This window comes from Lysinibacillus sp. Y5S-8 (assembly GCF_036894365.1).
Lineage (GTDB): Bacteria > Bacillota > Bacilli > Bacillales_A > Planococcaceae > Lysinibacillus > Lysinibacillus fusiformis_D.
Window position 1 is genome coordinate 1,355,418 of record NZ_CP145889.1, and the last position, 12,585, is coordinate 1,368,002.

Here is a 12,585-nt window from a genome sequence, read left to right on the forward strand (position 1 = left end):
TTAATTTGGATATAAAAAGCTTTGAACTCTGGCGAAGCTTTCATCATTTCCGACAAAATAAATAATGTCACCTTCCTCAAATGAGACATAAGGACCAGGGGATAGTAATAATTCATTGCCACGTCGTATACCGACAATGGTGCTTGATGTATTTTGCCAAAAATTTAAGGTTTGTACAGTTTGATGAATGCATGGACTATCAGCTGTCATTTCTAATTGATAAGGAATGAATGGATTAACCGAACGGTAATGCTCAGTGCGGCTAATGAGCTGCTTTGCCTTGTCTTGTAAATTAATTAATTCATGATGCTGCTTTTGAATACTCGTCAAAAGTTCATTTTGTATTTCGTGAATAGATTGAACATCATGAAACTGTCTGACGAATTGTGCTGCTTTTTCATACGATTTAATAATTACGCCGCTACCTTTAGAAGCCTCAACAATTTCTAAGTCTTGTAACACGGCAATGGCTCTTCTCGCAGTCTCTGCTGAAACATTGTATTGACTTGCAAGAGAGGATCTTGCGTATATTTTATCGCCAATGCGGTATTTTCTTTCTACGATCTTAGAGGCAAGGTCGATGGCTATTTGCTGATATTTGGGCTGCTTTACTTGAACATTTTTTTCTAAGTTCATTTTAAACTTCCTTTCGTCATTACAGTACCACAGCTTATTATAGACTAGCCTGCACAGAAAAAATAGCACCTCCATAAGCTAATGGTATATGATGAAAAAGTAATGCTAAAATTTTGGTATCTATCATCTATATTAAAAGAATAATAGCTGTTGTTTGACACTTTTTAGTTATTATTATAAACTAAGTTACGTTATGTAAGTGATGTAAAAATACATGTGCTCAGTTGGCGAATTCAGCCAACTGTTTCTATAGAAGGTTGGAGATTAATATGACAATTACGACTAAAGTTATGGACTTAGTGAAGGATAAAATGACAATCGTGAAGCATACAAATACAGAAAATATTTGTCTAGTTGGTCCAGTGAATTTGCCTGTAAAACAAGGCGATTTTTCTGCATTATTTCAATGGTATAACTGGCTAACAGTTGATGCAAATTTAACGAAAGAAGAAATTATTGATGGTTTAGCAAATGCCAATTTAGCATTTTTGCAACAATCATCTGTGTTGGTGTATGGTGATTTTACCCATTCCGAGGATGCTTTAATCCGAATGCATAGTATTTGTCACACTGGTGACATCTTTGGCAGTCAGCGCTGTGATTGTGGCTACCAGTTGCATGAATCCATGAAAATGATCGCAGAGCACGGCTGTGGCGCCATATTTTATTTAGCCGATCATGAAGGTCGTGGCATTGGGTTATTCTCTAAATCTCTTGCTTATTTATTACAAGAGGAAGGGCTGGATACAGTAGAAGCAAATCATGCACTCGGCTTCCCAGATGATACTCGTTCATATGACGAGGCACTTGCGGTATTAGCTACTCTACGCACAAAACCTGTAACACTTATTACCAATAATCCGAAGAAATTGGCTGCTTTACAGGCACGCGGTATGGCTGCCGAAGGGCATGTTCCATTATGGGGCGGTTTGACAGAGACAAATCGTTTTTATTTAGAAACCAAAGTTGAAAAATCTGGACATATGCGCGAAAAACAATAGGTGGAGGTTGTGATGATGGCAAATGTTGATGAAAAGTATATGCAACTAGCACTCGATTTAGCAGCGAGTGCCAAAGGAAATACGAACCCTAATCCACTTGTTGGGGCTGTGATCGTGAAGAATGGCGTGATTGTAGGCACAGGCTTACACAGAAAAGCAGGTGAACCACATGCTGAAGTGCATGCTTTTCGTATGGCTGGAGAGCATGCACAAGATGCTACATTATATGTAACGTTAGAGCCTTGTTCGCATTATGGGAAGACACCACCTTGTGCGAAGCTAGTGAAGGAATCTGGTGTAAGTCGAGTTGTGGTAGCCATGCAAGATCCAAACCCAGCTGTAGCAGGGCGAGGCATTCAATTGCTACGGGATGCGGGAATAGTAGTTGAGGTGGGAGTTTTGGAGCAACAAGCTCGCCGTGTTAATGAACGTTTCATCCACAATATGCTGACACAACGCCCATTTGTTATTTCCAAATTTGCTATGACTTTAGATGGGAAAATTGCCACACATATAGGGCATTCTAAATGGATAACTGGCGAGGCTGCACGTGAGGATGTTCACTATATTCGCCATGAGGTAGACGGAATTTTAGTTGGTGTGGGTACAGTCATTGCTGACAATCCTACTTTAACAACAAGATTAAAAGAAGGATACGGAAAAAATCCAACACGTATTATTATGGATAGTTCTCTACGCACACCCGACTATGCAAATGTGTTAAATACGGAGGAAGCACATACGATTCTTGTATGTAGTGAGGACGTAAGCCAAGAAAAAATGAAGCGATTTACAGACAAAGGTGTGACGGTTTTACCAGTACGCAAAAATGAATCTGGACTTCAGCTTGATGATATGCTTGAAAAGCTTTATACACATGGCATTACGGATATTTTGCTCGAAGGAGGAAGTAAAATAAATGCTTCTTTTTTACAGCAAGGAGCGATCGACAAATATGTGGTGTATATAGCGCCTAAAGTTCTCGGTGGGAATCTATCATTAACACCGTTTGCTGGTTATAGTCCCTCTCAAATGAATGAGGCATGGAATGTTGAATGGACTTCATTTGATAAGGTAGGCGAGGATTTGCGTATTATTGCTTATCCAAAGCAAGGTGAAGAAAAGTGAACTATCAAGCAGATGTTTGTATAGTAGGGGCAGGACCAGCTGGCGCACTGTTAGCCTACTTGCTAGCCAAAAAAGGGCTAACAGTGATCCTACTTGAGCAAAACGCAGCACTTGGTCAGTCATTTCGAGGCGAGCACTTAAATGAAGAGGGCGAGGCTGTTTTAAAAAATCATCATCTTTTTGAGGCGGTCGAGTCACACGGTATATTACGAATGGAGAAGCTGGAGTATTACGCAGATGGTAACGCCTTTAAAACGATTTTTCCTGATGAAGCAGTAGGTCATTTAGGCATACATGTCCCACAAGCTCATTTGTTAAAGGGAATTTTACAAAATACACGGCCGTTTCCCCACTTTACATGCTTGCTACATACAAAGGTAACAAAGCTCATCGTAGACACTTCTGGTCATTATAGAGGAGTTATAGCAATAAAAAATGGAAACACTATCAAAATTGATAGCCAATTAATTATTGGTGCAGATGGTCGCTATTCTACCATTCGTAAGGAAGCACATATTGATGTTAAGAAACAGAAACATGGCTTTGATTTACTATGGGCTAAAATTCCTGCACCTTCAAATTGGGAACCTTCTATAAAAATGGCACTAATCGATGATAAGCAGCTGTCATTGTTTACGCAAGTTGGTGGTTATATTCAAATAGGCTGGAATATCGAGCAGGGTAGTTTCCCTCAGCTGCGCAAACAAGTTTTTACTCCTTTTATCCAGCAGCTTACAACTCAATTTCCACTATTAGCTAATACAGTACAAGAGCATATTCAGTCTTGGAAAGACTTTGTGTTATTAGATGTTTTCAGTAGTCACTGTGACTGTTGGGGTACCCAGGGCATAGTATTGTTAGGCGATGCTGTCCATACGATGACGCCAACTGGGGCATTTGGATTAAATAGTGCTCTAAAAGATGCCGATTGTTTGGCATCTTTGCTAAATAAAGACACGTTAGCACAATTTAATGTACAAGATTTTCAACAAATGCGTAAGCAAGCCATTGAGGAAGTATTAGCAAAACAAATTGAAAAAGAGCAAACATTTGCTTCTAACTTCATAAATAAGGCTTCTTGAAAGGACGAACAACTAGATGAAATTTGGCTTTGATATAGATGACACTTTAATTGATTTACGAGCACACGCTTTTTTACTCTATAATAAAAAACTAGGTAAAAATGTTTCCTTTAAAACCTTTCAAGCCTTACAACGTGTAGAAATACATGAGCCTTTTGGTTTAACAGACGAAGAAGGTTATGCAATGTGGAATAGTACAATGGAGGAGATTTATTTTACGGACTGTCCTTCTTTTGAGGGGGCAATAAAAACACTCCAAGCTCTAGCAGCGCAAGGGCATGATATGTACTATATTACATCTCGTCCCAAACAATACTGTGCACAAACAAAAGCATGGATGGAGGCGCAAGGTTTTCCAATAACGGACGGTCATTTTTTCTGTGGAATGCAGGATGCAGAAAAAGTCAATATTATAAAAGAGCTTGCGTTAGATGTTTATGTAGATGATAAACCAACAGTGCTGGAAACACTTCATGATGTGACAACTAAGGTGATCTTAAAAAATCAATCCTATAACCAGCATGTGAATCTTCCACGTTTATATAATTGGCAAGAGTTTCAAGTGCTGATACAAAAATAAAGGATTGGTACAACGATTATGCGTTGTACCAATCCTTATTTTTTAAAAATCGATTCAACTTAAAGGTTGATAAATCCTGTTTACTTTTGCCATCTACAATTAATTCCGCTAGTACTTCCCCTACAGCGCTACTAAATTTAAAGCCATGGCCCGAAAAACCTGCAGCAATGATAATATTTTGATGTTTAGGCAAAAAGTCAATTATGAAATCTTCATCAGGAGTCATCGAATACTTGCATGTTTTGCCGTATTTTATTGCACCATGCTTGGGCATAAACTGATGAATGAAATTTTGTAAATCAACAAGATCTGCATCATCAAATGGGCGCAAAGGAGTATTTGGATTAATCACTTCGCCACCATCATGTCGCCCAAGTTTTAATCCTGCTCCATCAATACTAGGAAAGCCGTAGTAGGTTGAATCTGCAAATTCAAAGCAATAGGCTGGGAAATTTTCATCACGATAAAGCTCCTCATCTGCCTCAAACCATGCAAACGTTTTACGTGTTGGGGTAACTGGGATGGTTACGCCCATCGTTTGTAGTAACTCGGTTGCCCATGCACCAGCCGTTACTATTAAGTGCTTTGCTTTGTAAAGGTTATGTACAGTTTGAACCTGTACAATTTCTCCAGCTTGAATAGCAAGTACTTTTTCATTTGTCTGTAAGCTTGCACCAGCCTCTAACGTCAATTTTTTATATGCTTGAATACATGCTTCTACCCGAAGGACGCCTGCTGTCGGCTCAAAGCAAGCCACTAAATCTTCTGGCAAGAATAGCCCTGGCCACTTGTTCATCGCTTCCGTTGCTGAATAATGTTCGAGTGCTAAATCATAGAGTGCTGAGCTTGCCTTGACATTCTGAATAAAGTCACAGGTTGGTTCTCCAATATTGACTACGCCAGTTTGTAAAAATAAGTTTTCATTGGCTAAAGACTCTAGCTCTTGCCAAAGCTCACCAGCTCTTTTTACAAAAGGTACATAGCTAGCCCCTTCACCATAAGCAAAGCGAATGATTCTTGTATCTCCATGATGACTACCTTCTTCATGCGGGGGAGTAAAGGCATCTAGCATAAGAACTTTGTTACCTTCCTTTGCTAAATAATAACCAGCCGCCATCCCCATGGAGCCAGCACCAACTATTATGACATCATATACCATTCTTAATCCCTACTTTTTTACTCTAGTATAACAGATTAGCAGGGAAGGAAACAGAAATTTTAGAAAATAAATAGGCACAACACCTGCAATCCAAATGGACTAGAGGTGCTATGCATTGTAGATACTTGCTATTTTGAGCTTGGTAGAATTTTATTAAGGAAAATCGCTACCAGCGCAGCGGTTGCGATAGGCGACCCAAATAAATATTGAACGGTTGTAGGTAATGAATAAAGGAAATCATCAGGCAATAATGTCAGAGCTAACGTTAAAATGACAGGAATCGCAATGACATACATTTCCTTTTCACCAATATCTTCATTTTTCATCACCTGTAATCCGCTGATGGCAATAATGCCACAGACGATGACAAATACACCACCAATGACTGCTGAAGGAATGGCTGAAATAAGTGCCGCTAATTTACCAGAGAAGCCGAAGATGATAAACCAAATACCTGCTGCTATAAATACTCGACGGCTCGCAATCCCTGTAATTGAGATAACACCTGCATTTGTAGAGTAACCCGTCACAGGTGTAGAGCCTAGTAATGAAGCAATAAAACAGCCAATGCCTTCACCAATAACGCCTCGATTAATTTGTTGATCTGTTAATGGTTTGTCGATGACATTGCTAATGGCAAACCATGTTCCTGTTGTTTCCGCCATTAAGACAATATAAATAATGACCATTGTGATAATGGCTGAAATATTAAAGCTAAAGCCGAAATCTGCAAATGGAATTTGCGGCATACTAAACCATTTTGCTTGTGATACAGGAGATAAATCTAAAACACCCATCCTATTTGCCGCAATACTGCCGCCGATTAAGGCAATGATGACAGATGCAATACGGAATAGACGCCCTTTTTGGTGGAAGACTGTCCCTAACATGACACAAATGATTAATACAATGGCTGAAATCAAAGCTAAATAGATGTTCTGATTAATGGATGCACCTGCTCCATTAAAAATATTATCACTTAAACCGACAGGCATTAAGGAAAGACCGACAACAAAGATAATCGTACCGCCAACAATCGGTGGAATAAATGTTTGAACAATTTTATTGAAAATGCCTGTATAGCCTAAAATAATGACGAAAATGGCACCGATTAAGCTGGCACCTAGCACAGTACTCCAGCCTAAATCACCACTGCCACTTGCCGCATAGATTCCAACAATAGCCCCTAGTGGAACATAGGAAGGGCCTTGTGCCATCGGTAATTTCATACAAAAATGGGTTTGTACAATAGTCGCAATCCCTGCCGCAATAAAGGTGGATTGAATTAATGCACCTGCCTGCCCAGTTTGTAGACCAATGAGCATGGCAATTAAAAATGGCACGACGTAAACATCCATGGCCATGACATGCTGTAAACCTAGTAGAGCTGATTGGCTGAACGAGATTTTTTCATCTGGTAATACGGTTAATTGTGTTTTTCTTGTTTCGTTTGTTCGTTTACTATGTTGCGTTTTCACGAAGTTGTACACCTCAAAATGATAGATTTTTAATGAATAAGAGAATGGCTAATCTCTCGTATGAACTTTACTCCCTTGCACCCATACCTCACGGATATTTTCTGGGCGTACAAGATACATTATTTTTTGGAATATATCGAGTAAATCTTCATTTTGATCAAAAATTGGAAGCTTAGCAGTAGGAATTTTTGTATCTATAATTTGTACATCCCATGTATAGTTTTCTTGTAAACGCCCAATTGGAAGGCTTAAGCTTTCACCACCCCCAGCAGTGGCTAGATAGAAGGCTTCATTAATGGTAATACGTGAATTTGGCACACCCCGTTTTTCAGCTGCAAGGGCTGTATCGACACCATCCTCTAACATTCTTGATGACATAACAGCCTGTCTTGCATTATCAAAAAGACTTGGAGAAAATCCCCCTGAAACATCTGAACCTAATCCAATATCAATGCCCATTGCATGGAAGCGGGCGATTGGAATCACACTGTTAGCAAAATAGGCATTAGAGATTGGACAATGCCCAATGGCAGTGCCTGTTTCAGCAAATAATTGAGCATCATCATCACTTAAAAAGTTACAATGAGCCATAACCGATTTATCCCCTAATAAACCAAAATCATGTAAGGCTACTGCATCATTCCTATTAAATCTCTCTTTGGCATAACCATGCTCCCAGTCACTTTCGCTACAGTGAGATTGAATATGAGTATCGTATTTCGCTGCTAAATCACCTAAGCCCATTAAGGCATCATCTGTACAACTTGGAATAAAGCGAGGTGTGACAACGGGGTAAACACCTTGTTTAGTTGTTTTCGCTAATTCTTTTACCGCTAAAATAAACTCTTCTGTATCAGCTAATGCAGTTTGTGTGTTTGCATCTCGATAAAAATCGGGATTTTGCTCAGGATCATCCATGACCACTTTTCCGACAAGGCCACGTTGACCCTTTTCAGCACAGATTTTAGCTAACAGTATGCTAGTTTCTTTATGAACTGTTGCAAAATATAAGGATGTTGTTGTGCCATTGGCAAGTAGCGTGCTCACTAAATCCTCGTAAACCTCTTGTGCAAACGTTAAATCCGAAAATTTTGATTCGATTGGGAACGTATAAGTGTTTAGCCAGTCATAAAGTGGAATGTCTAAGGCTGTACCCGATTGTGCCCATTGTGGTGCATGAACGTGCAAGTCAACAAATCCTGGTAAGAAATATTGACCTTCAGCTAATGGATGGAAATTAGGCTGATGTTGATATGTAGTTAATAGTTGTTGGTAATCAGTACGTTCTGGACCGACTGCTTTATCAATCATGCCGTCAGCATTTATGAAAAACAAATAATCTTTTAAAATTTGAACTTCAGTAGCAGATTTACTAGTAAAAGCTGTCCCTTTGAAAATATACGTATATTTAGTCATGAAAACCACCTTAATGTTCGTTTATTGATAATAACACAGATTATTATAGGTTATATAAACTATAGAGTCTATAAAAAAACGAATATTAATGAGTTTATGAAAGAAAAAAAGAAGCTGTCCAACTACATTTTTACAGCTTTGACAAGCATTGATGGATGAGAAGAAGGCACATGTTTTAGCGTGCCTTCTTTTTATAGAATGGATTCATTGATGATATGAAGAAAGTTATGAAAGGAGGGGGAATGGTGCTGTTCATTTTTTCGTGTACAAAGATAGATAGGACGTTGAATATCAATCTCCTTAATAAAAACACGGGCAACCTGTTGCTGCTGGATAAAGCTAGAAGCTGCTATGGACGGAGCTAGCATTGTTCCGAAACCTGCTGCAATAGCATGGATCGATTCATTAATTCCATCTAGTTGCAGTCCTACTTTTGGTGGGGGAATTTTATGCACTTTACATAAAGCATTTAAATATTCTTTTGTGGAACTCCCGTCTTCCCTTGTCACAAAGGGCTGTTCCATAAGTTCTGCGAGGGAAACCGTTTGACCTGCTAATGGATGACTGTATGGCACGATAAACCAATAATCTAAATTCATCAGAAATTGATAATTAATATCAGGATGATGGCCATCTTCTTTAACGATAAAGGCTAAGTCAGCTTTATAATGCAATAATTCCTCAATGACTTGCTGTGAATTAGCCGTTTTTAAATGGAGATTTGTTGCCGGATAAATTTGTTTAAAATGAGCCAACCATTTGGGCAGTAAAAAATGGGAAGGCACATGCGTCGAGGCAATTTGCAATTCCTCATTGCCTGTATATTTCAGTTGTTCAATTTTATATTCAATATCGATTTCTAAATCAAATAATCGCTGTGCCTGTTTATATAAAAACGTGCCATTTGGTGTTAATGCAATGCCTCTCCCTTTGGATTCTATCAGGGTCAAACCTAGCTCTTTTTCTAAATTTCGTATTTGAATGGTGACAGCAGGCTGACTAATCATAAGTGTTTGTGCCGCTTTGGAAACACTATTGTGCTCAGCCACCTTTGTAAATAGCCGTAAAGCGTGTAAATTCATATGCAAGTACCTTTCATTAATTTTTTTTATGATTTTATATACATTATATATTAGATTTATTAATTTACGCTCTGTATCCTTATAATTACAGTAAGAAAAAGGGGAGGGGGATAAAAATGACTCGGCAGCATATGGGAGTTGTCTTTGGAGGAATTTTATTACTAGTTGTCGCAATGGGAATTAGTCGATTTGCATTTACACCGATTTTGCCATTTATGCGTCATGATGTAGGGTTTTCGTTAGAGGTGGCTGGATTTTTGGCTTCAAGCAATTATATTGGCTATTTCATTGGCGCATTATGGGCAGGATTTATTCATCGTCGACGTAAAAATATTTTATTGGCAAGTGTCGTTTTCAATGTTCTATCGGTGGGATTAATGGGCTTGCTAGAGGTGTATTCTGTATGGCTAGTTCTCCGTTTAATCGCAGGCATTACAGGTGGGCTTATTTTTGTTTTAACGTCTAGCATTATGATGGATTATTTGGCGAGACATTCATTATCACGATGGTCTGGCTATGTATTTAGTGGCATTGGTTTGGGAATTGCTATTTCTGGCTTATGTGTTCCTGCAATAGAAGCGAAATTTGCTTGGGAGGGAACATGGCTAGGTTTAGGTATGCTATCAGCTGTTCTTTTACTCATTACCTTTATTCTGTGGAGAAATTTAGAGGTTCAAGACAGCATAAAAGTGATGAAAACGCTCGATACCAAAATGACAAGAGGCTTTATGCCATGGCTGATTCTATCCTATGGCTTAGAGGGATTAGGCTATATTATTACAGGTACTTTTTTGGTTGATATTATTCATAATATCCCTTCTCTCCAAGCTTACTCCTCTTACAGCTGGGTTATTGTGGGACTTGCAGCTATTCCATCAGCACCTGTTTGGACAGTCTTATTGGAGAAGTTTTCAGCGATAAAAATTTTGTTTGTGGCATACATACTTCAAGTGATTGGCATCCTATTACCAGTATTTTCACAAACTGTATGGAGCGTATTGTTAGCATCATTTTTATTTGGTCTAACCTTTGTAGGAATTGTCACGTTAACTACCTCCTATGCACGACAGCTTTTCCCGACACAGAGCGGTTTTGTTGTATCTTTATTAACAACCTTTTATGCTTTTGGACAAATTATCGGACCGATTGTCGCAGGAAAGCTGGTTGAAGTTTATAGTAGCTATAAAGCAGCACTTGTATTTGCTGGGGTCATTGTGTTTCTTGCATTGCTCGTTATGGTCATTGGTAGGTGGCTAACTGTAAAAAAAGAAGCTGTTGTCGAACAGACAATTTCTATATAACGCATAAAAGCCAGAAATCCTATAGGATTTCTGGCTTTATCATTTACTTAAAGAAGCCGTGCCTCTATCTACATGATATTAAAAAATATAATAAAAGTCTATATATTTTTTTCTTTATATGGAAAAATAGATAAGTGCACAAAGGACGTAACGTTACGATTCTACATTGAAATGGGGACTTTATATGAACACAGAACAAGCTATTCAACGTTGGAATCAATATGCAGAGCGGTATACAGCTACCTACGATGAGGAGGGTGACAATCATCGTGTAGTACTGTTAAATCCCACCATCTTTTCTTTACTGGAAGGGCTAGACGGAAAGCATGTATTAGATGCAGGATGTGGAGAAGGATATTTAAGTAGATTACTAGCAAAGAAAGGGGCAAGTGTAACGGCTGTTGATTTTTCACAAAAAATGCTGGATATTGCTATGGAAAGAACACAACAGCAGGAAGCTATTCAATTTTTACACGGAAACTGTGAAAATTTAGCGTTTCTAGCAGATGATCAATTTGATGGTATTGTGTCAAATATGGTTCTTCAAGATTTAGAGGGCTATAAGGCTGCATTGCATGAAATGTATCGTCTTTTGAAACCTAATAGCATTTTTATTTTTTCAATTCTGCATCCATGTTTTGTGACACCAAATAGTGGATGGATAAGACATGAGCAGCTAGATCAACAGTATTGGAAAATCCAGCGTTATTTTTATGAAGGGGTTTATCAACAACTAGATGCTAACCCCTCAATTGTGCTGTATCACCGTACATTAACAAGCTATGTGCAAGCCATTATTCAAAGTGGCTTTACCATTGAAGCTATTGTAGAGCCAAAGCCATCACAAGACATGCTAGAGAAGTATCCTCAATTTGAGGAAGATTTGCATTGTGCAGATTTTATCGTGTTTAAACTTAGAAAATAAAGGAGAGTGAATCCATGCGTTTATTTCATGTCAGTGAGAACCCTACTATTACGATGTTTCATCCTCGACTACCTGAGCGAGCAGATTTAGATGCAACCAAAGGGCTTGTATGGGCCATCAATGAGAGATGCTTGCCGAATTATTTAACGCCGAGAGATTGTCCTCGTGTTTGCTTTCATGCAGGGGTACAAACAACCGAGCAAGACAGAGGGTATTATCTAGCACAAGCTTCTCATGTAGTGGTCATTGAAAACAAATGGTTTGAAGTATTGAAGAATACGAGACTTTACCTATATGAGTTTGATAGTAATGGATTCACATTACAGGATGATAATGCAGGTTATTATACAAGTGAATTAATACAAATGCCCATTAATGTCTCTGAGGTCAACGATATAGCTAAAGCATTATTGGAACGGAATGTTGAATTGCGAATAGTGGATCGCTTGTGGGATATCCATGACGAAATCCAGTATACAAGCTTAAATTGGTCGATGTGCAGGATGCGCTTTGCACAGCCAAGACACTAAAGAACAAGCCTCGTCATGCTGCTAGTGCATAGACGAGGCTTGTTTGTCTACTAATTAGATAAAGGTATACAGCTAACTGAGGAGCGGGTGATATTCATTGAATCCTACCATCTATTCTTTGTTGGAAGAGCCAGATGAAAAGCATGTATTAGATGCAGGATGTGGAGAAGGATATTTAAAGTACTACTCTAACAAATTTTCAATTTCATCTTCCAGTACGATAAAATGAGGTAGTTTTAAAGGGTTTAGGTATATCGTTCATAGTGG

Annotated in this window: 12 protein-coding genes; 7 read left to right on the forward strand and 5 right to left on the reverse strand. The window is 38.6% G+C overall.

All coding sequences use genetic code 11. From position 1 onward, the window contains the following. Positions 1–636 carry a TrkA C-terminal domain-containing protein gene (locus V6670_RS06350; RefSeq protein WP_036127739.1) on the reverse strand — a complete coding sequence of 212 codons (636 nt, stop codon included), beginning with the start codon at positions 634–636 and terminating at the stop codon, positions 1–3. A 269-nt stretch (positions 637–905) separates the two neighbouring features. Here V6670_RS06350 and V6670_RS06355 point away from each other — a divergent pair, with 269 nt between their 5' ends. From V6670_RS06355 to V6670_RS06370, 4 genes are read left to right on the forward strand one after another with little or no spacing between them, the layout of a single operon-like run. Continuing rightward, positions 906–1,637 carry a GTP cyclohydrolase II gene (locus V6670_RS06355; protein WP_141903574.1) on the forward strand — a complete coding sequence of 244 codons (732 nt, stop codon included), beginning with the start codon at positions 906–908 and terminating at the stop codon, positions 1,635–1,637. Between the two features lie 15 nt (positions 1,638–1,652). Then, the gene (ribD, locus tag V6670_RS06360) at positions 1,653–2,765 is read left to right on the forward strand and encodes a bifunctional diaminohydroxyphosphoribosylaminopyrimidine deaminase/5-amino-6-(5-phosphoribosylamino)uracil reductase RibD (protein WP_338654514.1); all 1,113 of its coding nucleotides are present in this window, start codon (positions 1,653–1,655) and stop codon (positions 2,763–2,765) included. Further along, the gene (locus V6670_RS06365; RefSeq protein WP_338653201.1) at positions 2,762–3,847 is read left to right on the forward strand and encodes an FAD-dependent oxidoreductase; all 1,086 of its coding nucleotides are present in this window, start codon (positions 2,762–2,764) and stop codon (positions 3,845–3,847) included. Before ribD ends, V6670_RS06365 begins: the two co-directional genes overlap by 4 nt. A 16-nt stretch (positions 3,848–3,863) precedes the next feature. Next, positions 3,864–4,427 carry a hypothetical protein gene (locus V6670_RS06370; RefSeq protein WP_338653202.1) on the forward strand — a complete coding sequence of 188 codons (564 nt, stop codon included), beginning with the start codon at positions 3,864–3,866 and terminating at the stop codon, positions 4,425–4,427. 16 nt (positions 4,428–4,443) lie between these two features. Here the strand turns inward: V6670_RS06370 and solA are convergent, their stop codons facing one another. From solA to V6670_RS06390, 4 genes are all read right to left on the reverse strand, one after another. Continuing rightward, complete coding sequence (gene solA / locus V6670_RS06375; RefSeq protein ID WP_338653204.1) at positions 4,444–5,586, reverse strand: N-methyl-L-tryptophan oxidase; 1,143 nt, start codon at positions 5,584–5,586, stop codon at positions 4,444–4,446. Between the two features lie 128 nt (positions 5,587–5,714). Beyond that, positions 5,715–7,064 (reverse strand): solute carrier family 23 protein, encoded by a 1,350-nt coding sequence (locus V6670_RS06380; protein WP_338653206.1) that lies wholly within the window; start codon positions 7,062–7,064, stop codon positions 5,715–5,717. A gap of 48 nt (positions 7,065–7,112) precedes the next feature. Next, positions 7,113–8,480, reverse strand: a complete 1,368-nt coding sequence (gene guaD / locus V6670_RS06385) for a guanine deaminase (protein WP_338653208.1) — start codon at positions 8,478–8,480, stop codon at positions 7,113–7,115. A 191-nt stretch (positions 8,481–8,671) separates the two neighbouring features. Then, complete coding sequence (locus V6670_RS06390) at positions 8,672–9,562, reverse strand: LysR family transcriptional regulator (protein WP_338653210.1); 891 nt, start codon at positions 9,560–9,562, stop codon at positions 8,672–8,674. A 116-nt stretch (positions 9,563–9,678) separates the two neighbouring features. On the opposite strand from V6670_RS06390, the gene V6670_RS06395 reads away from it, so the two are divergent. The 3 genes from V6670_RS06395 (at position 9,679) to V6670_RS06405 (ending at position 12,318) form a co-directional block, all read left to right on the forward strand. After that, entirely contained in the window at positions 9,679–10,863 is a 1,185-nt protein-coding gene (locus V6670_RS06395; RefSeq protein ID WP_338653211.1) for a YbfB/YjiJ family MFS transporter, read from the forward strand. Positions 10,864–11,047: 184 nt separating this feature from the next. Beyond that, entirely contained in the window at positions 11,048–11,788 is a 741-nt protein-coding gene (locus tag V6670_RS06400) for a class I SAM-dependent methyltransferase (protein ID WP_141905924.1), read from the forward strand. A 14-nt stretch (positions 11,789–11,802) separates the two neighbouring features. Continuing rightward, positions 11,803–12,318 carry a DUF6886 family protein gene (locus V6670_RS06405; RefSeq protein ID WP_141905925.1) on the forward strand — a complete coding sequence of 172 codons (516 nt, stop codon included), beginning with the start codon at positions 11,803–11,805 and terminating at the stop codon, positions 12,316–12,318. Positions 12,319–12,585 lie beyond the last annotated feature (267 nt).